Annotated in this window: 20 protein-coding genes and 1 tRNA gene; 11 read left to right on the forward strand and 10 right to left on the reverse strand. The window is 57.7% G+C overall.

The window, feature by feature from the left end; translation table 11 throughout:
• The first annotated feature begins 24 nt into the window (after window positions 1-24).
• A complete protein-coding gene (locus tag VGP75_RS15825; protein WP_327544580.1) occupies window positions 25-822 on the forward strand; it encodes a DUF2145 domain-containing protein in 798 nt (265 codons plus the stop codon).
• Between the two features lie 2 nt (window positions 823-824).
• Here the strand turns inward: VGP75_RS15825 and VGP75_RS15830 are convergent, their stop codons facing one another.
• Window positions 825-1,994, reverse strand: a complete 1,170-nt coding sequence (locus tag VGP75_RS15830; protein ID WP_327544581.1) for a cytochrome P450 — start codon at window positions 1,992-1,994, stop codon at window positions 825-827.
• 197 nt (window positions 1,995-2,191) lie between these two features.
• On the opposite strand from VGP75_RS15830, the gene VGP75_RS15835 reads away from it, so the two are divergent.
• Window positions 2,192-3,022, forward strand: a complete 831-nt coding sequence (locus tag VGP75_RS15835; protein WP_327544582.1) for a cobalamin B12-binding domain-containing protein — start codon at window positions 2,192-2,194, stop codon at window positions 3,020-3,022.
• Here the strand turns inward: VGP75_RS15835 and tpiA are convergent.
• The 4 genes from tpiA to VGP75_RS15855 all read right to left on the reverse strand — a co-directional run bounded on the left by tpiA (window position 3,019) and on the right by VGP75_RS15855 (window position 5,135).
• Window positions 3,019-3,750: a triose-phosphate isomerase gene (tpiA, locus tag VGP75_RS15840; RefSeq protein WP_327544583.1), complete on the reverse strand. Its 732-nt coding sequence runs from the start codon at window positions 3,748-3,750 to the stop codon at window positions 3,019-3,021. The genes VGP75_RS15835 and tpiA overlap by 4 nt on opposite strands.
• 195 nt (window positions 3,751-3,945) lie before the next feature.
• Window positions 3,946-4,308, reverse strand: coding sequence for a HesB/IscA family protein (locus tag VGP75_RS15845; protein WP_327544584.1), 363 nt, complete (start codon window positions 4,306-4,308; stop codon window positions 3,946-3,948).
• Between the two features lie 95 nt (window positions 4,309-4,403).
• Window positions 4,404-4,766, reverse strand: a complete 363-nt coding sequence (locus tag VGP75_RS15850) for an SUF system Fe-S cluster assembly protein (RefSeq protein WP_110279099.1) — start codon at window positions 4,764-4,766, stop codon at window positions 4,404-4,406.
• 87 nt (window positions 4,767-4,853) lie between these two features.
• A complete protein-coding gene (locus VGP75_RS15855) occupies window positions 4,854-5,135 on the reverse strand; it encodes a hypothetical protein (protein WP_327544585.1) in 282 nt (93 codons plus the stop codon).
• Window positions 5,136-5,710: 575 nt separating this feature from the next.
• Between VGP75_RS15855 and tgt the strand changes: the two genes are divergently transcribed.
• The 5 genes from tgt (at window position 5,711) to VGP75_RS15880 (ending at window position 10,656) form a co-directional block, all read left to right on the forward strand.
• On the forward strand, window positions 5,711-6,844 hold the full coding sequence (gene tgt, locus VGP75_RS15860; protein ID WP_327544586.1) for a tRNA guanosine(34) transglycosylase Tgt: 1,134 nt from the start codon (window positions 5,711-5,713) through the stop codon (window positions 6,842-6,844).
• Between the two features lie 263 nt (window positions 6,845-7,107).
• Window positions 7,108-9,513 carry an endopeptidase La gene (lon, locus tag VGP75_RS15865; protein WP_327544587.1) on the forward strand — a complete coding sequence of 802 codons (2,406 nt, stop codon included), beginning with the start codon at window positions 7,108-7,110 and terminating at the stop codon, window positions 9,511-9,513.
• A gap of 128 nt (window positions 9,514-9,641) precedes the next feature.
• Window positions 9,642-9,956, forward strand: a complete 315-nt coding sequence (locus VGP75_RS15870; protein WP_327544588.1) for an HU family DNA-binding protein — start codon at window positions 9,642-9,644, stop codon at window positions 9,954-9,956.
• 22 nt (window positions 9,957-9,978) lie between these two features.
• Window positions 9,979-10,539, forward strand: coding sequence for a histidine phosphatase family protein (locus VGP75_RS15875; protein ID WP_327544609.1), 561 nt, complete (start codon window positions 9,979-9,981; stop codon window positions 10,537-10,539).
• 41 nt (window positions 10,540-10,580) lie between these two features.
• Window positions 10,581-10,656, forward strand: a tRNA-Val gene (locus tag VGP75_RS15880).
• Between the two features lie 534 nt (window positions 10,657-11,190).
• On the opposite strand, the gene VGP75_RS15885 is transcribed toward VGP75_RS15880, so the two are convergent.
• From VGP75_RS15885 to VGP75_RS15900, 4 genes are read right to left on the reverse strand one after another with little or no spacing between them, the layout of a single operon-like run.
• Window positions 11,191-11,625 carry a hypothetical protein gene (locus tag VGP75_RS15885; protein ID WP_327544589.1) on the reverse strand — a complete coding sequence of 145 codons (435 nt, stop codon included), beginning with the start codon at window positions 11,623-11,625 and terminating at the stop codon, window positions 11,191-11,193.
• Between the two features lie 27 nt (window positions 11,626-11,652).
• A complete protein-coding gene (locus VGP75_RS15890; protein WP_327544590.1) occupies window positions 11,653-11,757 on the reverse strand; it encodes a DUF2474 domain-containing protein in 105 nt (34 codons plus the stop codon).
• Window positions 11,757-12,761 (reverse strand): cytochrome d ubiquinol oxidase subunit II, encoded by a 1,005-nt coding sequence (gene cydB, locus VGP75_RS15895; RefSeq protein ID WP_327544591.1) that lies wholly within the window; start codon window positions 12,759-12,761, stop codon window positions 11,757-11,759. The genes VGP75_RS15890 and cydB overlap by 1 nt, the downstream gene beginning before the upstream one ends.
• Before the next feature lie 5 nt (window positions 12,762-12,766).
• Window positions 12,767-14,176 carry a cytochrome ubiquinol oxidase subunit I gene (locus VGP75_RS15900; protein WP_327544592.1) on the reverse strand — a complete coding sequence of 470 codons (1,410 nt, stop codon included), beginning with the start codon at window positions 14,174-14,176 and terminating at the stop codon, window positions 12,767-12,769.
• Window positions 14,177-14,257: 81 nt separating this feature from the next.
• On the opposite strand from VGP75_RS15900, the gene VGP75_RS15905 reads away from it, so the two are divergent.
• Together VGP75_RS15905 and VGP75_RS15910 are read left to right on the forward strand one after the other, a co-directional pair.
• Window positions 14,258-14,770 carry an RrF2 family transcriptional regulator gene (locus VGP75_RS15905; RefSeq protein WP_327544593.1) on the forward strand — a complete coding sequence of 171 codons (513 nt, stop codon included), beginning with the start codon at window positions 14,258-14,260 and terminating at the stop codon, window positions 14,768-14,770.
• Window positions 14,763-15,398: a class I SAM-dependent methyltransferase gene (locus tag VGP75_RS15910; RefSeq protein ID WP_327544594.1), complete on the forward strand. Its 636-nt coding sequence runs from the start codon at window positions 14,763-14,765 to the stop codon at window positions 15,396-15,398. Before VGP75_RS15905 ends, VGP75_RS15910 begins: the two co-directional genes overlap by 8 nt.
• On the opposite strand, the gene VGP75_RS15915 is transcribed toward VGP75_RS15910, so the two are convergent.
• Window positions 15,399-16,307 (reverse strand): hydrogen peroxide-inducible genes activator, encoded by a 909-nt coding sequence (locus VGP75_RS15915; protein WP_327544595.1) that lies wholly within the window; start codon window positions 16,305-16,307, stop codon window positions 15,399-15,401.
• Window positions 16,308-16,419: 112 nt separating this feature from the next.
• On the opposite strand from VGP75_RS15915, the gene VGP75_RS15920 reads away from it, so the two are divergent.
• Together VGP75_RS15920 and VGP75_RS15925 are read left to right on the forward strand one after the other, a co-directional pair.
• Entirely contained in the window at window positions 16,420-17,070 is a 651-nt protein-coding gene (locus VGP75_RS15920) for a peroxiredoxin (RefSeq protein ID WP_327544596.1), read from the forward strand.
• 58 nt (window positions 17,071-17,128) lie between these two features.
• Entirely contained in the window at window positions 17,129-18,001 is an 873-nt protein-coding gene (locus tag VGP75_RS15925; protein ID WP_327544597.1) for an MBL fold metallo-hydrolase, read from the forward strand.
• Window positions 18,002-18,178: the final 177 nt, after the last annotated feature.

Here is an 18,178-nt window from a genome sequence, read left to right on the forward strand (position 1 = left end):
CGGTTGGACTAAGGGGTGGCCATAATGAAACGGTTTTTTGCCCTTTTGGTGGCGGCGATGACGGCCTTCACCACGCCGTCCTTCGCTGGCAGCAGTGCAGCGGGTAACCCTGTACTTCCTGCCGATGAGGTCGCCAGTTTCACCAACCGTGTGCAGCGCGATCTTGCGTCGCGTGGTGCGAATGTCGCTATCGTCTCGCGGGTCGGGCGTGATCCGTCCGTTCTGCCCGAGGGCATCAACTATACCCATGTGGCCTTTTGGGTTTTCGCGCAGATCACCCGCGCTGACGGCTCAACAGGGCAGGGGTACCGTGTTTATAACCTTTACCAGCGCGACGGTGATCTGACCCAAAGTGATCTTGTCCAGGACACACCTGCCGATTTCTTTGCTGGTGCGCATAGTCTTGATGCCGGCGTGATCATCCCTGATCCGCGCCTGCAGCGCAAACTGCTGGCCGTGATTGACAGCCCGACCTATGCCGCCCTGCACAACAGCAACTATTCGGTGCTGGCCAATCCGCGCACGGCACAGTTTCAGAACTGTACCGAGCATACGTTGGATGTGGTGATGGCAGCCCTTTACGACACGGATGATCGCGCCCAGATCAAAGCCAATATCGCCGCCTATTTTGCACCACAGCCCGTGCCAATTAACGGATTGCAACGCCTTTTGGCCCCCGCTGCGTCACAGGCGCTGACGACGGTCGATCATGGCGCGCAGGTCGGTACAGCAACCTTCGGGTCCATCGCGCGGTTTATGGCGGACAATGACCTTGCGGCAGAGATCTACCGGATCACACCGAGCGCGCTGACACGGTTCTGACCTTAACGGCTGGTGGAGACCATCAGCCGTTCCAGCCCGTGAAAGTGGTACACGTCACCGTAGACCGCAGCTTCGGTCAGGCGCAGATCGGGGCAGCGTTCAAACAGGACCTCAAGGGCGATTTGTAACTCCAGCCGTGCCAGTGGCGCACCGACGCAAAAGTGGATGCCACCCCCGAAACTGGTGTTCTGTGGGCCTTTGCGGGTCGGATCAAACGAGTCGGCATTCGTATAGACCTGCGAATCGCGGTTTGCAGAGCCCAGCAGACAGGCGATCTGGTCGCCGCGCTTGAAGGACTGGCCGCCCAAGGTTACATCTTCATAAACCCAACGCGTGAATAGATGCAGGGGGGGATCGTACCGGATCACTTCTTCGACCAAGGTTTCGGTGATATCGCGCATTCCCTGTTCCAGCAGCGTCTTGGTGCCATTGCCCAAAGTATGCACTGTCGCCTCGTGCCCTGCATTCAAAAGCAGGATGCATGTGCTGATCATCTCATCCTCGCTCAGACGTGCGCCGTCTTCTTCGGCGGCAATGAGGGTCGAGATCAGATCATCGGCAGGAGTCTTGCGGCGGACCTGAATGTAGCCGCGCATAAAGGCGACAAAATCATTGGTGGCGGCCACAGCGGCTGCCTCGATCTCGGGGGTGCGGCGGGCCTGATACATTGCCACCATGGCATTGGACCAGCGTAGCAAATCATCGGCGCGTTCTTCGGGAACACCGAGAAGGCGCGCGATAATGACCACCGGAACGGGTTGGGCATAATAAGTCAGCAAATCAAAGGGCTGATCTGGAAACGCGTCAATCATCTGGTGGCAAAGTTGGCGGATGTCAGGGCCGAGCGCGGCGACTGTCCTGCTTGTAAACGCACGCAGGACAAGTGATCGCAAACGCGTATGGCGTGGCGGTTCGATCGCCAGCATCGAATGGTCCTCAACGTCGTAAAACGGTTTTAGATGTGCGGGGATTTCAGGCGCAAGTTCAGGCGGACATTCACGCCCCATCCGTTTATCCCGTAGCACTGCATGCACCATTTTATGCGACACAGCACAGGCCATTTCAAAGTCGTCCCACCAGATGAAATCGCCCGCAGCACGGGCCTGCGCATAGAACGGATATGGGTCTTGGACAAAGGCCGGATCGGTGGGGGATTTTTGAAACTTTTGCATGGGCGAACATTTGTCCGACCGCTCTACAGAATGCAAGCGACTGCGCAACTCTTGCTCGAAATGCTGCACCTGCGCCGCGACGTTCTGACGCGGTATGCGACCAGTTTTCCTATGTTAGCCTGTGTACAGTTGGATACAAATAGTCGTCGGGAACAGATGACATTGTGAATTCCGTAGCCAACAAGGGAGGGACGTTCATGGCTAACGCGCCGATGGACGACTACGCGTTTGATCGCTCAGAGTATCGCAGGGCCGACCGGCACTTCAGGTTGGTCGGAGAGAAACTGCCGGAAGAGGCCGTGTCGGCCCTTGCGCGCGAAGTTGTAAGGCGTCTTGCTTTTAGAATGCCACATGCGTTGAAAAAAGAAGATATGCCGACCTTGTCAGACATTGAACAGCTGTGCGGGGCGCTGCTGTCCAAGACTGACGATGCAGCCGACAACTTTATTCTATCGGCGCGCCGTGATGGCGTTGCGCTTGAGGCGATCTATCTGGGCTATGTTGCAGGTGCCGCCCGCCGCCTGGGCGAGATGTGGGACAACGACGACATTTCGTTCATTGATGTCACGCTGGCCTGCGGCAAGCTTTACCGGATCATCCGTGGCCTGCGTCACGTGATTGCGCCCGGTATTCTGAGCGACAGAGATGACTGGCCTGCAATGTTCGCGCTGGTGCCGGGTGAAACCCACACGATCGGGATCGAGATTGCTACAGATGTGTTCCGCCGCGAGGGCTGGGATGTGGATATGATGGTGGCGCTGGATCACGACACCTTGATCGAGCAATCGGAAAGGCGCAACTACAAAGCGATTGTGCTGGTTGCCAATTCAGACGGTATGCTTGAGGCGTTAACGCGTCTGGTGCTGGCCTTGCGTATCTCGCAACCGCTGGCGCATGTGATTGTGGCAGGCAATATTCTTGATCATCACACTGATATCAATGATGTGGTGGGCGCAGATGCGGTGATGAAAGACATGAAAACCGCCGTCGGCACACTGCGCAAAATAATCGCCCTTGATGCGTCTTAAGAGTCTTCAAGCGCCGCGATAATGGGCGAAAAGGCATCAGCGGTCAGGCTGGCACCGCCGACAAGGGCACCGTTCACATTTGGCACAGCAAAAATCTCCGCGGAGTTGCTGCCTTTGACAGAGCCGCCATAGAGCAGTGACATCTCTGCCCCGTCCGCAAACCGGTCCTGCAGGCGCTTGCGCACATGGGCGTGGACTTGCGCAATTTGATCTGTAGTGGGGACTTTTCCCGTGCCGATCGCCCAGACAGGCTCATAGGCGATAACCGTATTCAGCGCGTCCGCCGTTGCGGGTACTGAGTGTGCAAGCTGCCGATCAATCACATCAAGCGTTGTGCCGTTTTCACGTTCATCAAGTGTCTCGCCGATGCAGATCACCGCAATCAGGCCCGCATCATAGGCCGCTTGGCATTTTGCCGCGACCAGCGCGTCGGTTTCACCGTGGTCAGTGCGGCGTTCGGAGTGACCGAGCAGAACATAGCTGGCCCCGGCATCTGCCAGCATTTCGGCACTGATGTCGCCGGTATGTGCGCCCGCCTGTGCAGTATGGCAATCCTGACCGCCGATATCGAACGGCGTATCTTCGCAGGCTCTGATCAGGGTGAAGGGGGGGCAGATCAGGATTGCGATATCCGCATCGCCATGTTTGTCTTCAAGCTTTTGTAATTCCGCCAATGTGCTTTGCATCCCGTTCATCTTCCAATTGCCTGCGGCGATCTTACGGGGCATGGCGGCGTCCTTATTCCAGTGAAGCAAGAGTGCGTCTTGCTAACTTGCAGGCCTCTTGGCTGGCGTCAAGGGCGGCTTCGGAATTGGATAGGCGGTGAAATTGTGTGGTGCCGTCGCGCATGAAGGCTTGGGTGGCCGCAGCTTTGGCCCGTTAGGCAGAGTACGCGACAGCGATATCCGCTTGCGCTTGCGCCATCAGGTGGCGGAAAGGTTCTCGTCAAACTTGATCGACTCGCCGCATCCGCAGGCGTCAACGACGTTGGGATTGCGGAATTTGAAGCCCGCCTCCAGAAGCGACACTTCGTAATCAATCTCCGTGCCGAAAAGGAACATCTGCGCCATTGGCGCGATCATGACACGTGCGCCATCCTGTTCGACAACCTCATCCAGCGGATCAACCTCGGTCACATAGTCCATGGTGTATTCCATGCCCGCACAGCCGCCTTTCTTGACGCCGATGCGCAGGCCCTGATGACCGTCTTTTGCCATCAGCTTGGCGATTTGTGCCGCGGCCTTGTCGGTGATGGTAACCGCTTGTTTGCCTGGAATGCCGAACATGAAGTGCTCCTTTGCATTCAATGTAGGTGAGATGGACCGCGCACTCAAGATGCGGGCGGGATGATGCCGAAGAAAGTGATCGGGCAGGCGGCAGGTTACATAAAGCCCAGTTCGAGACGCGCTTCGTCTGACATCATGTCCATACCCCATTGCGGCTCGAACGTCATTTCGACATCAACCTGTTTCACGCCCGGCAGGGGTTCCACCGCATCAGCGACCCATCCGGGCATTTCACCAGCCACAGGACAGCCCGGGGCGGTCAGGGTCATGATGATGTTAACGGCGTTATCTTCCGAGATATCAATCGTGTAGATCAAACCCAGGTCATAGATGTTAACCGGAATTTCAGGGTCGTAGACAGATTGGCAGGCCTTGACGACATCCTCGTAAAGGGGGTGATCGGTCGTTGATGGCGCAATCATCGGCGCACCTTCAAGCTGAGCGTTGCTATCTGTCATGGTCTTGGTTCCCGCAATTCCTGAGCAAACATATAGGGATTAGGCGCGGGGGCGTAAAGGGGGTGTGAAGCCCGGGGGCCGACAGGCTCAATGACGCCGTGTCGCAAAGGGCCACAAAGCGACCCAGTTCACGGTGTCCCAGTCAATCGTCTCTGCAGGCAGTTTCTCAATCAGTTCCCGCCGGCATTGCTGCGCATCCTTCGGGCACGCGCTGGCGGAGAGCATGACCGAGACCAGTCTTTCGATATCAAGGTTGACCGGTACATCGCCGCTGACGCAGTGCTGCGGGCGTATGGTTTGTGTTTTTTTATCTTGCACAGGCTCTTGAACGGCCGGAACCGGTGCAAACGTATGTGGGAACATTTTCATCAGACAGACTTTCACTCGTATACTTACGGCCCAGCTGTCCGGACGTACCAAGGAATGGCACATTCTCTGCTGGGATCGACAGACGCGATGACAACTGCCAAGGCGCCCAATCCGCAACAAATACACATTCAGTTTATTCGCTGCGGCAGGGTGTGGCGACCACGCGATTGACGCGTGAGCCACATGATGCAGCGTGATCAGTAAAATTCAGGAATAACTGAAAGCCATTTACTCATCACAAGGCGCTGCGTTCTTTTCGAGAGGCCAATTTTAATAATCAATAATCAAGATATAGCAATTTATATTGATCAAGTATACCTGACCTTAAGGATAGTAACTCATTGTAATAATGTCATTTTTGACGATTTTTGGCACATTTTTCGCCGCAATTTCGCCACATTGCCACCAGCTGTCGCGTGAGGGTGCGCAGATTTGCTCTGCCCATCGTTTTCCTTGGCATCGCGTAGCTAAGCCAGACGCGTCAGTTCTGTGTATGCGGGGTGACTATCCCCAAGGATGCCTGCCAAAAACCAAAGCCCCTTGGCAAATTCAGCGAGATCAGGGAAGAGGGGCTTATGACCCAACGCTTTTCATTCGCCCTGAACGCCACTGATGGCAAAGCCCGCACCGGCGTAATCTCGACCCCGCGCGGAGATATTCGCACGCCCGCATTCATGCCTGTCGGCACTGCTGCCACCGTCAAGGCGATGATGCCGGAAAGTGTGGCTGCGACCGGTGCCGATATTTTGCTCGGCAATACCTACCACCTGATGCTGCGCCCCACGGCGGAGCGGATTGACCGCCTTGGCGGTCTGCACAAATTCATGAACTGGGACAAACCGATCCTGACCGACAGCGGTGGCTTTCAGGTGATGAGCCTTGCCGAGTTGCGCAAGCTGACCGAGAGAGGTGTGACATTCAAAAGCCATATCGACGGGTCCAAGCATGAATTGACGCCCGAGCGATCGATGGAAATTCAAAAACTGCTCGGGTCCGATATTGTGATGTGCTTTGACGAATGTCCGGCCCTTCCGGCTGACCGCAAACGTATTGCGGAAAGCATGGAACTTTCCATGCGGTGGGCACAGCGGTCGCGGGATGCCTTCGGTGACAGGCCGGGCCATGCGCTTTTCGGGATTCAGCAGGGCGGGCTGGAAGAAGACCTGCGCGCGCAGAGTGCCGAAGCGCTCAAGGCGGTCGAGTTTGACGGCTATGCTGTGGGCGGGCTAGCCGTGGGTGAAGGGCAGGAGGCCATGTTCGGCGTTCTTGATTTCGCGCCCGATCAACTGCCCGACGATAAACCCCGCTATCTGATGGGCGTGGGCAAGCCAGACGATATCGTGGGTGCTGTCAAACGCGGCATTGATATGATGGACTGTGTGCTTCCCAGCAGGTCCGGCCGCACCGGCCAGTTGTTCACCCGTCGCGGTGTGATCAACATCAAGAACGCGCGCCATGCCGATGATCCACGGCCACTGGATGAACACTGCACATGTCCGGCTTGTTCGCATTACTCGCGTGCGTACCTGCACCATGTGTTCCGTGCGCAGGAAATGATATCCGGTATGCTGCTCACGTGGCATAATCTGCATTATTTCCAGGAGATCATGCAGGGAATGCGCGATGCCATTGCGGCAGGCCGCTTTGCAGCTTGGGAGGCGGAGTTTCATGCCACCCGCGCTTTGGGCGATGTCGCACCCGTCAACTAAGGCCGGAAGCCAAGCAGCGGTAGGACTGCCTTCGGCGAAAGTTTGATTGGACATGGAAAGTTGGGTGCTGAGGCTGTCCTTTATGGGATATTTTCCGCAATCGTGCCTTGCGACTCCGGCCTGTGACGGGCAAGTTGCCAGCAAGAGATAGCGGATGAGTTGAAACCTCCGGCAGGTCATCCCACATATTGAATCCAAGAGGAGATGCTCCATGTTGCCGCTCAAGCGGGACCGGCGCGTCTTGCCGAGAAAAGGAAAAGAGCATGCAAGAACCGTTGAGTTCATCCTATCCCGTCCTGCCGTTGCGCGACATTGTGGTGTTTCCACATATGATCGTGCCGCTTTTCGTGGGCCGCGACAAATCTGTCCGCGCCCTTGAAGAGGTCATGCAGGACGACAAGCAGATTTTGCTGTCCAGTCAGGTCGATCCCGGTGAGGACGACCCCAAAGAGGACGGCATCTACAAGACAGGCGTTCTGGCCAATGTGCTGCAGCTGCTGAAGCTGCCAGACGGTACCGTGAAGGTGCTGGTTGAAGGCCGTGCACGCGTCCAGATCACAGGTTTTGTTGCCAACGACAGCTTCTTTGAGGCGTCATGTGAATACCTGACTGAAACCGATGGCGACCCTGCCGAGATTGAGGCGCTGGTGCGCAATGTCTCGGCCGAGTTCGAGCGCTACGCCAAGGTGAAGAAAAACATCCCCGAAGAGGCCATGGCCGCTGTCGGCGATGCAACCGAGCCTGCAAAGCTGGCGGACCTTGTTGCCGGTCATCTGGGTATTGAAGTCGAACAAAAGCAGGGGCTTTTGGAGACGCTTTCCGTGTCCGAGCGGCTGGAAAAGGTCTTTGGCATGATGCAGGGCGAAATGTCCGTGCTGCAGGTCGAGAAAAAGATCAAGACCCGCGTGAAATCCCAGATGGAGCGGACCCAGCGCGAGTATTATCTGAATGAGCAAATGAAGGCCATTCAGAAAGAGCTTGGCGATGGCGAGGACGGCCAGAACGAGGTGGACGAGCTTGAGGCGAAGATCGCAGAGACCAAGCTGTCTAAAGAGGCCCGCGAAAAGGTGGATGCCGAGCTGAAGAAGCTCAAGAACATGTCGCCGATGAGTGCCGAAGCTACTGTTGTGCGCAACTATCTGGACTGGATCCTGGGCGTGCCATGGGGCACCAAATCCCGCACGAAAAAGGACCTGCACAAAGCGCAGGCGATCCTTGATGCGGATCACTACGGTCTGGAGAAGGTCAAGGAGCGCATTGTCGAATACCTTGCGGTGCAACAACGCTCTGCCAAGCTCAAAGGCCCGATCATGTGTCTGGTCGGCCCTCCGGGCGTGGGTAAAACCAGCTTGGGTAAATCTGTCGCCAAGGCCACAGGGCGCGAGTTTATCCGCATCAGTCTTGGTGGTGTGCGTGACGAAAGTGAAATCCGCGGTCACCGCCGGACCTATATCGGTTCGATGCCCGGCAAGATCATTCAGGCGCTGAAAAAGGCGAAAACCACGAACCCGCTCATCCTGCTCGACGAGATCGACAAGATGGGGCAGGACTTCCGTGGTGACCCTGCATCTGCAATGCTTGAGGTGTTGGACCCTGAACAGAACAGCACCTTCGTGGATCACTATCTGGAGGTCGAATATGACCTCTCGAACGTGATGTTCCTGACGACGGCGAACTCCTACAACATGCCGGGGCCACTCTTGGACCGTATGGAGATCATTTCGCTCTCGGGTTACACCGAGGATGAAAAGGTGGAAATCGCCAAGCAGCACCTGCTGCCCAAGGTCATGAAAAACCACGGTCTGAAGGCCAAGGAATTCTCGGTATCCGATGACGCTTTGCTGGCCATGGTGCGGGTCTATACCCGTGAGGCCGGTGTGCGGAACATGGAACGCGAATTGGCCAAAGTGGCGCGCAAAGCCGTGACCAAGATCGTCAAGAAAGAGGCCGAAGTGATTGAAGTCACTGCGGCAAACCTGTCTGACTTCCTTGGTGTCGAAAAGCACCGTTTTGGACTGGCAGAGGAAAGTGATCAGGTTGGTGTTGTGACTGGTCTGGCATGGACCTCTGTGGGTGGCGAGCTTCTCAATATCGAAGCCCTGCGCCTGCCGGGCAAAGGCCGGATGAAGACCACCGGTAAGCTGGGCGATGTGATGAAGGAATCAATTGATGCGGCGTCGTCTTATGTGCGGTCTATCGCGCCCGAAATCGGGGTGAAGCCGCCGAAATTCGATACCATCGATATTCACGTCCACGTGCCGGACGGGGCGACACCAAAAGACGGGCCAAGCGCGGGTCTTGCGATGGTGACATCAATTGTGTCGGTCCTGACCGGGATCCCCGTGCGCAAGGATATCGCCATGACGGGCGAGGTGTCGCTGCGCGGTAACGCCATGCCGATCGGTGGCTTGAAAGAGAAACTGCTGGCGGCGCTGCGTGGGGGGATCACAACCGTGCTGATCCCGCAGGACAACGCCAAGGACCTGCCGGAAATCCCGGACAACGTGAAAGAGGGGCTGACGATTATCCCCGTCACCCACGTGTCCGAGGTGCTGGAACATGCGCTGGTCCGCAAGCCCGAGCCGATCGAGTGGGACGAGGCCGCCGAAGAGGCCGCCGCCGCCGCGCTTAAGGCACAAGGTGGCGGTGAAGCTGTGCGCGCGCACTAACTGCGGACTGATTGATGAAGGAATGAGGCGCCCTTGCTTGCGGGGGCGCCTTTTACATGTGCTATCCGCTTGACGTTGCTGGCCGCAACGGACGTAATGCTCACAACACATAAGAGGGACGAATTTTCATGGCACGTGAGCCGAAAGAAGCGCCGGAAACTGCGAAGACCGAGGATGCAATGCTCAAAAAGCCGGAACTGCTTGATGCAGTGGTGGCGCGTACCAACCTCAAAAAGCGGGATGTGAAGCCCGCTGTCGAAGCGGCCTTGGCGGTGCTTGGCGAAGCGCTTCGCGATGGGGCGGTCGTGAACTTGCCACCTTTGGGCAAGATGCGTGTGGTCAAGACAAAACCTCTCGATGGTGGTGCCGCGATTGTGACGCTGAAATTGCGGACGCCGAAGGATGCCTCTGTTGCTGCCAAGTCTGATCCTGACGACGCGTGATCGAGGCGCCGCTTTGCCGACAATGAGCTTTCCTGAACTCTATATCCTGCGCCACGGCGAAACGACCTGGAATGCCGAAAACCGGATGCAGGGGGAGTTGAATTCGCCGTTGACGGACAAAGGTCTGCGTAATGCTGCAAGGCAGGGTGAAATCCTTGCGGCGCGCGATTTGACCGGTTTTTTGTTTCTCACGAGCCCGCAGGGCCGGGCGTTCCAAACCGCTGGAATCGCATTGGCAGGGATGGCGGATCATATCCGCACCGATGATCGTTTGCGCGAAATTGGGGTGGGGGACTGGTCGGGCCGCCTGCGCCATGAACTGCCCACGCCGAAGGGCAAAGACCCCTTCTTGGCACAATATGAGATCGCGCCAAACGGCGAAGGATTTGCGCGGCTCAAGCTGCGATGCCTTGATTTTCTGGCAGATTTGCGCGGACCGGCGGTGCTTGTGACGCACGGGATCACCAGCAGCATGATCCGTGGTCTGGTCGTGGGCGAAAAGGCCCATGCGCAGCGCAATAGCCATGGCGGGCAGGGCTGTGTTTACCACCTCAAAGATGGCGAACAATTCCTCTTGGAATAGGCTTGCACTACCCGAAACACTCGTCTAAATGATGCCGCATCGGGTGATTAGCTCAGTTGGTAGAGCGCTTCCTTTACACGGAAGATGTCGGGAGTTCGAGCCTCTCATCACCCACCATATTTACATTAAAAAGCAGATACTTAGACGGTTCTTCCGAAATTTTGCCATGGTAACCGCGCTTTAAATCCATGGTAAAAGTGACGCGCAGCCACGATAAGTTCGCCCTTTTTCGGGCACCTTATTGGCGCATGCAGCAATGCGCTGACGAGAATTCACGGCAAAGTAGTTGATGGGAGGCGAATTATACATCCTTGCGCAGCAGCTAAACGCCGTCCCAACCAAACAGCTATATTGTGCGTTTGGAGCACGAAAACGACGCGCCGTAGTGCGAGGTCCTGCGCATCCGGACCCAGACCACTGTTCAACTGAAGCCGTGCTTAGGTCAAGTTGAGAGCACAGTGTGTCGAGGTTTTGCAGACTCTTTGCACCGGAAATTGTGTGTGCTTGCCAAACGGGTTATTTTTTGAATGTATTAGGCACGACATGATCGCTGCGACCCGAGACGCACGCAGCTAGTAAGGACATGTTTCTCGTCATTCCAACTTGCCGCGCAACGTGCCCCGCATGACATGCATGCGGGGCGGTGCTGACTTAGAACGACATTACGACGCTGTTGTCCGCAAGGATCGCGCGGGCGGCGGCATCGGGTGCTGCGGGGGTGACACCCTCCAGCAGGACGGATGCATCAGCCCCTTTGGCGGGCAGGTAGATGGCGCAGACTTCGGCGGTCACATCATGCTCGGCCATCATCATCCGCATCAGACCTTGCGGGCTGGCATCGCGCGGCGGCTGGCCAGCAGTGGCGGTTTCAGGCGCATCTTGCAGCGCAATGTCACCGGCAGGCCCGCACAGCAGGATCTGTGCCGTCGCACCTTGCTGGACCGCGTTCAGCGTCAGCACCATGGCCATCAATTGTGTCTGCGGTTCCGCTGCCGTCACGATGGTGACCAGATGGCGGCCTTCCTGTGCGGTGGCGGGCAGGGCGGTAGCAAGGGTCAGCGCGCAGGCTGTCAGTATCTTTTTCATGGTGTTTTCCTTGGGTTGGGTAGGTTGTTAAAAGATGATCGCACGAATGATCAGCGCGACGACGGTCAGTGTGGCGACCCCGCCAAGCCATAACCCGGCGAACCAAAGCGACTTTCGTAGTGCAGGGGGCATCAGTGATAGCCTCCTGCGGGGTCGACTTTTCCGCGAAACACCCAATAGGCATAAGCGGTATAAACAAGGATCATGGGCACCAGCACCAGTGCGCCAGCAAGCAGGAACCACAGGCTTTCGTCCGGGGCGGCGACATCCCAGATCGTCAGCGACGGCGGCACCATATAGGGGTAAAAACTGATACCCAGCCCGATGAAGGACAGCACGAACAAGGCGACCGTCGCAAGAAAAGGCCATGCATCACGGTCGTCGCGCAGACCTTTGACGAACACCAGAACGGCAACAAGGATGGCGGCTGGCACAAGGACGGTGAACAGGACATTCGGAAAGCCGAACCAGCGTTCAAGGTATAGCGGATTGAGGAAAGGCGTGATCAGGCTTACCAGTCCCACAAGCCCGATGGTCATGCCACCTGTCCAGACCGCCATCCGCCGGGCTGCTTCACGCACCGGACCGTCGGTCTTCATCACCAACCAGGTTGCACCCATCAGTGCGTAAGCGGCCACCAGCGCGATACCGGTCAGGACCGAGAATGGCGTCAGCCAGTCCCAGTTGCCTCCTGCATAGGCGCGGCCCTCGACCGCGATTCCCTGCACCAGCGCCCCAAGGGCGATGCCTTGCGCGAAGGCGGCCATGACGCTTCCGAAGGTAAAGGAGATATCCCAAAGGAATTTGCCCCGTTTGGTCCGCCAGCGGAACTCAAAAGCGACACCCCGGAACACCAGCGCCAGCAGCATCACGATGATCGGCACATAAAGCGCCGGCATCACAACCGCATAGGCCAGCGGAAAGACTGCGAACAACCCGCCGCCGCCCAGTACCAGCCATGTTTCGTTGCCGTCCCAGACAGGGGCGACGGTGTTCATGGCAAGGTCTTTTTCCGCTTCGCCGCGCATGAAGGGGAACAGGATTCCGACCCCAAGGTCGAAGCCGTCAAGAATGACATAGGCCAGTACCGCAAAGGCGATGAGCCCGGCCCAGATGAATGCAAGATCGAATATCATGGCTGTTACTCCGCCGGGATGAATTTATCGTCGGCCACGGGTGCGGCTGTGATCCCCGCCGTGCGGATCGGGCCGATGGATTTGAGCGGGATGCGGTCTTCGAGCCGTTTGTTCATCAGGCGCAGGATGTAGTAGGTGCCAGCGCCGAACAGCATGAAATAGACCACGATGAAAGCGACCAGTGATGATGCGACCGCCGCCGCCTCGACGGGGGCGACGCTGTCGTTTGTGGACAGCAGGCCATAGACGGTCCATGGCTGGCGGCCGACCTCGGTCGTGATCCAGCCGGCAAGCACTGCGACAAAGCCGGTCGGGCCCATCGACATCGCAGCACGGTGCAGCCATTTGCGGTCATACATCGTCCCACGCAGCCGCGCCACCAGCGCCCAGACCCCCAGCCCGAGCATGGCAAAACCAAGCGCCACCATGATGCGGAACGACCAGAACACAATCCCGACGGGGGGGCGTTCGTCGACAGGGAAATCCTTGAGCCCCGGAAGAGGCGATGTCAGGTCATGTGTCAGGATCAGCGACGACAGATAGGGGATCTGCACCGCGTAATCGACGGTTTCGGTGTCGCTATTGGGGATACCGAACAGGATCAGCGGCGCGCCGCCCTCGGGGTGGCTGTCGTAATGACCTTCCATCGCGGCGATCTTGGCAGGCTGGTATTCCAGCGTGTTCAGACCGTGAAAGTCACCGGCCACGATCTGCAATGGTGCAACGACAATCAGCATTCCCATCGCCATCGAAAACATCACCCGCGCACCCTGATCCATGCGGTCGCGTAGCAAGTGCAGGCCACCCACTGCCCCCACCACCAGAGCCGTTGTCAGGTAGGCCGCCAGCACCATATGCACCAGCCGGTACGGGAAGGATGGGTTGAACACGATCGCCCACCAGTCCAGCGGGATGAACTGGCCGACATCGTTGATGCCATGTCCTTGTGGCGTCTGCATCCAGCTGTTGACGGACAGGATCCAGAACGCGGACCCCAAGGTGCCGATGGCGACCATCAAGGTAGCAAAGAAGTGGCCCTTGGCACCGACCTTTTCACGGCCGAACAGCATCACGCCCAGAAAGCCCGCTTCGAGAAAGAAGGCTGACAACACCTCATAGCCCATCAGCGGGCCGATCACCGGACCGGCCTTGTCGGAAAACACCGACCAGTTGGTGCCGAACTGATAGGACATCACGATTCCCGACACGACACCCATGCCGAAAGCCACTGCGAAAATGGTTTTCCAGTAGTTGAACAGGCGCAGATAGATATCCTTGCCGGTCCACAAATGCAGCCCGTTCAGCACCGCCAGATAGCTGGCTAGACCGATGGAAAAGGCCGGAAAGATGATGTGGAACGACACCGTAAAGGCGAACTGGATCCGTGCCAGTTCTATCGCGTCAAAGCCGAACATGGGCTGACCTCATATTGATATATTTTCAATGAATGTTTATACCTGCTTTTGAAATGATGCAAGTTCGGATTAGGTGACGCAATGTCACACCCCTTTGCGGAGACTGAAGTGAAACTGACGAACTACACCAATTACGCCTTGCGCACCTTGCAGATGGCCGCGATCCGCAGCCCGCATCTGGTGCGTATCGACGAGGTGGCGCAGGCACACCGCATCAACCGAGCGCATCTGACGAAGGTGGTCCACCAGCTTGCGCAGGCGGGCTATATCGAAACCGTTCGGGGGCCAAAGGGGGGCCTGCGGCTTGCCCGTGCAGGCGACAAGATCATCGTAGGCGACGTCGTGCGCCTGACCGAAGGCCCGCTGGACGTGGTCGAATGTTTCAATCCGAAACGCAACACGTGCAAGCTGCGCGGCATCTGCAAGCTGTCTGTCGCACTGCATCAGGCAACAGCCGCTTTCATGGCGGTGTTGGATGATTTGACGGTAGCGGATATTGCCATCAACCGGGACGACCTTTTGGCGCGACTGGGCCTGCCTGCCGTTGCCGCAGCGACGCAGGTCGAAACTGTGTCACGCGATGAGAATGAATAATTCAACGCAGCAACGGCGATTTTGGGACCGTATCGCCGCGCGCTATGCAGCGCGTCCGCTGAAAAACGTCGCCGCCTATGAGGCGATGCTCAGCGATATTGCAGGGCATCTGCATCCTGATGATCGTGTTCTGGAATTGGGTTGCGGCACAGGCGGCACGGCTATCCGCCTTGCGCCGCTCGTGGCGCATTGGACTGCGTGTGACTTTTCGCCCGCGATGATCGGCATTGCACGGGCCAAACCGGCAGGGGACAACTTGCGCTTTGTTGTGGCCGATGTGGGGCAGGCGCTGGCAAGCGGTCCCTGTGACGTGGTCTGCGCCATCAATGTGCTGCATCTTGTCGATGACATGCCCGCGACACTGGCGCAGATCCACGCGCATTTGCCGCAAGGCGCGCATCTGATTATGAAGATATGGTGTTTTGCAGATGTGACGTGGCGGATCAGGGCAATTTTCAGCATACTGGCCGTCTTTGGCCTGCTTCCCGCGATCAGAAAGTTGCGGCACAGCGACGTTCTTGACGCCTTGCACCTTGCCGGTTTTGAGGTGGTCGCAGAAAAAGTCTTTGGCGATTATCCTCAGAACCCATATTTCGTCTTGCGCAAAGCCGCCCCGCCTGCGGGTTGATCAGGCCGCTGATGAATGCATCGTCTCGCGCGCCTGCCGGAAAATCGCCGCAATCTCGCGGAACCTCGCTGCATGTGGCGATGTCTCCCGCCACGCCAGTACAACGCGGCGTGGGCAGGCACCGGGCAAGGGCGTCAGGGCCAAATCATGCCCGCGCGCGATCCCTGCATCGACGGCTAGTTGCGGCAAAAGCGTGATGCCCAAACCTTCTTCGACCATCGACATCAGCGTGGGCAGGCTGGTCGCGGCAAAGGCGTCGCTCGCCGGCGCGCCCATATCGCGATAGGCTTGCAAGGCGTGCCGCTGCAGGCAATGGCCTTTTTCCAACAACAGCAATTTGGCATTGACCAGTTTGGCCCCTGTGACAGCCGGATCTTCGGCCAGAATATGGCCCATGGGCGTCGCCAACTGATATCCGTCCTCGAACAACGTCTCGGTCGCGATGGCACCTGTCGGATGCGGCAGCGCGATCAGGATCAGATCGAGCCGCCCCGCCATCAGGCCATCAACCAATGTTTCGGTCAGTTCCTCGCGCAAAAAGATATGCTGGTCCGGCCAGCGCTGGCGCAGCAGCGGCAAGGCGCGGGGCACAAGAAACGGCCCGATCGTCGGGATCGCGCCCAGCCGCAGATCGCCGCGCACCTGTCCCGCATGTTCCTGCGCCAGTGCTGCAATATCTGCCACATCGTTCAGCACAGCACGGGCGCGGCGCACGATTTCGATCCCCAAGGGTGTCATCATTACTGCCTGTTTGGACCTCTCGGCCAAGGGTACGCCCAGATGATCCTCCAGTTCCTTGATCCCGCTCGACAGGGTGGGCTGGGTGACGTGGCATATCTCTGCCGCGCGTGAGAAGTTCAGCGTATCGGACAGGGCAACAAGAAAGCGTAGCTGGCGTAGGGTAGTCATAAATGCCTCGTAATAGATATTTCCTATCACAATAAGCTAAACAATCAATTTCCTCAATGGATAGCGGGCCGCTATCTCTGCTGCATCGCAAACAGAACCCCAAGAGGATAACATGCTTGATACCGCACATACCCCCGCCGGCCTGCCACGGATGAACGAACCCGCCCCCGATTTCGCGGCGCTAACCACGCATGGCGTGAAATCGCTGGCCGACTACAAAGGCAAATGGCTGATCCTGTTTTCGCATCCGGCAGATTTCACACCCGTCTGCACCACCGAATTCATGGCTTTCGCCCGCCGCGCCGATGATTTTGCGGCGCTCAACACCGAACTGCTGGGCCTGTCAATCGACAGCCATTACGCGCATATCGCCTGGGTCCGGTCGATTGAGCAGAGCTTTGGCGTCAAGATCGATTTCCCGATCATCGCCGATCTGGATATGAAGGTGGCGCAAGCCTATGGTATGATCCAGCCCGGTGCCTCTGATACCCAAGCCGTGCGCGCGACTTTTGTGATCGACCCCGAAGGCAATCTGCGCGCGATGGTCTATTACCCGATGACCAACGGCCGCTCGATCGACGAATTCTACCGGCTGATCGTCGCGCTTCAAACCTCGGCCGACCACAAGGTTGCCACACCCGAAAACTGGGTGCCGGGCCAGCCGGTGATCGTGCCGACCCCGCAGACCACACAAGCCGCTGATGCGCGGATGACCGAAGGGCTGGATACCGTCGATTGGTATTTCAGCACCAAGACTCTTTAACGCCAAGATAAGACAACGCACCCGGCCTTGTCGGGTGCGTCAGATGAAAGGACAAGTCATGACACAGTCACCAAAAGTCGCAGCCTTCTGGGACGCACCGACCGGAAGCTGGCAATATGTTTTCCACGATCCCGCCACGATGAAAGGGGCCATCGTCGATCCGGTCTGGAATTTCGATCCGCTGTCAGGTGCGACCGCCACGCGTGATGCGCAAAAGCTGCTGGATTATGTGCACAACACGGGCATTGACGTGGAATGGGTGCTTGATACCCACCCGCATGCCGACCACTTTTCTGCAGGTGTCTGGTTGAAACAGCAACTGGGTGCCAAGACCGGAATGGGCGAACATGTCGTTAAGGTGCAGGCGCTCTGGAAGGATATCTACAATCTCGGCGATGATTTTGCGACCGACGGGAGCCAATGGGATCGCCTGTTCGCGGATGGCGACAGTTTCAAAATCGGCAGTCTGGAAGTGAAGGTGATGTTCTCGCCCGGTCACACGATGGCTTCGGTCACTTATGTTGTGGGCGATGCGGCCTTCGTGCATGATACGCTGATGATGCCTGACAGCGGCACCAGCCGTGCGGATTTTCCAGGTGGGTCGTCGGCGGCACTTTACGACAGTATCGCGCAGATAATGGCACTGCCGGATGACACACGGCTTTATGTCGGCCATGACTACGCACCGAACCGTGAAGCGGCCTGCATGGCGACGGTCGCCGCGCATCGCGCGCGCAACATCCATCTGGCCGACGCCCCCGACAAGGCGGCGTTTCAGGCCCGCCGCGATGCCCGCGACGCGACCCTGCCACTGCCCAAGTTGATGCTGGCCGCCTTGCAGGTGAACATCCGCGGCGGGCGCGCGCCACAGGCGGAAAGCAACGGGCGCAGCTACCTGAAGCTGCCGCTGGATTACTTTGAAGCACGATGAGCAACACAGCGTAGTCGATCCCACAAATGACTTAAGAGCCATTTGTGGGACAAGCGGCACAGAGCCTGCCGAGCAACCGCCATAGAGACCGGAATGTTTCACTTTCTGCGCATTGATCGCGTTGGTCTATCGCGCAGCATCGGGCCGATGACCGCGATCCGGATCCAAACTGAACGT

It is taken from the genome of Yoonia sp. (genome assembly GCF_036007805.1).
In the GTDB taxonomy this organism is placed as follows: Bacteria; Pseudomonadota; Alphaproteobacteria; order Rhodobacterales; family Rhodobacteraceae; genus Yoonia.

Coding starts and splice junctions, on each gene's coding strand:
- VGP75_RS15825 (WP_327544580.1), top strand. CDS start 25: ATGAAACGGTTTTTTGCCCTTTTGGTGGCGGCGATGACGGCCTTCACC.
- VGP75_RS15830 (WP_327544581.1), bottom strand. CDS start 1,994: ATGCAAAAGTTTCAAAAATCCCCCACCGATCCGGCCTTTGTCCAAGAC.
- VGP75_RS15835 (WP_327544582.1), top strand. CDS start 2,192: ATGGCTAACGCGCCGATGGACGACTACGCGTTTGATCGCTCAGAGTAT.
- tpiA (WP_327544583.1), bottom strand. CDS start 3,750: ATGCCCCGTAAGATCGCCGCAGGCAATTGGAAGATGAACGGGATGCAA.
- VGP75_RS15845 (WP_327544584.1), bottom strand. CDS start 4,308: ATGTTCGGCATTCCAGGCAAACAAGCGGTTACCATCACCGACAAGGCC.
- VGP75_RS15850 (WP_110279099.1), bottom strand. CDS start 4,766: ATGACAGATAGCAACGCTCAGCTTGAAGGTGCGCCGATGATTGCGCCA.
- VGP75_RS15855 (WP_327544585.1), bottom strand. CDS start 5,135: ATGAAAATGTTCCCACATACGTTTGCACCGGTTCCGGCCGTTCAAGAG.
- tgt (WP_327544586.1), top strand. CDS start 5,711: ATGACCCAACGCTTTTCATTCGCCCTGAACGCCACTGATGGCAAAGCC.
- lon (WP_327544587.1), top strand. CDS start 7,108: ATGCAAGAACCGTTGAGTTCATCCTATCCCGTCCTGCCGTTGCGCGAC.
- VGP75_RS15870 (WP_327544588.1), top strand. CDS start 9,642: ATGGCACGTGAGCCGAAAGAAGCGCCGGAAACTGCGAAGACCGAGGAT.
- VGP75_RS15875 (WP_327544609.1), top strand. CDS start 9,979: ATGAGCTTTCCTGAACTCTATATCCTGCGCCACGGCGAAACGACCTGG.
- VGP75_RS15885 (WP_327544589.1), bottom strand. CDS start 11,625: ATGAAAAAGATACTGACAGCCTGCGCGCTGACCCTTGCTACCGCCCTG.
- VGP75_RS15890 (WP_327544590.1), bottom strand. CDS start 11,757: ATGCCCCCTGCACTACGAAAGTCGCTTTGGTTCGCCGGGTTATGGCTT.
- cydB (WP_327544591.1), bottom strand. CDS start 12,761: ATGATATTCGATCTTGCATTCATCTGGGCCGGGCTCATCGCCTTTGCG.
- VGP75_RS15900 (WP_327544592.1), bottom strand. CDS start 14,176: ATGTTCGGCTTTGACGCGATAGAACTGGCACGGATCCAGTTCGCCTTT.
- VGP75_RS15905 (WP_327544593.1), top strand. CDS start 14,258: ATGTCACACCCCTTTGCGGAGACTGAAGTGAAACTGACGAACTACACC.
- VGP75_RS15910 (WP_327544594.1), top strand. CDS start 14,763: ATGAATAATTCAACGCAGCAACGGCGATTTTGGGACCGTATCGCCGCG.
- VGP75_RS15915 (WP_327544595.1), bottom strand. CDS start 16,307: ATGACTACCCTACGCCAGCTACGCTTTCTTGTTGCCCTGTCCGATACG.
- VGP75_RS15920 (WP_327544596.1), top strand. CDS start 16,420: ATGCTTGATACCGCACATACCCCCGCCGGCCTGCCACGGATGAACGAA.
- VGP75_RS15925 (WP_327544597.1), top strand. CDS start 17,129: ATGACACAGTCACCAAAAGTCGCAGCCTTCTGGGACGCACCGACCGGA.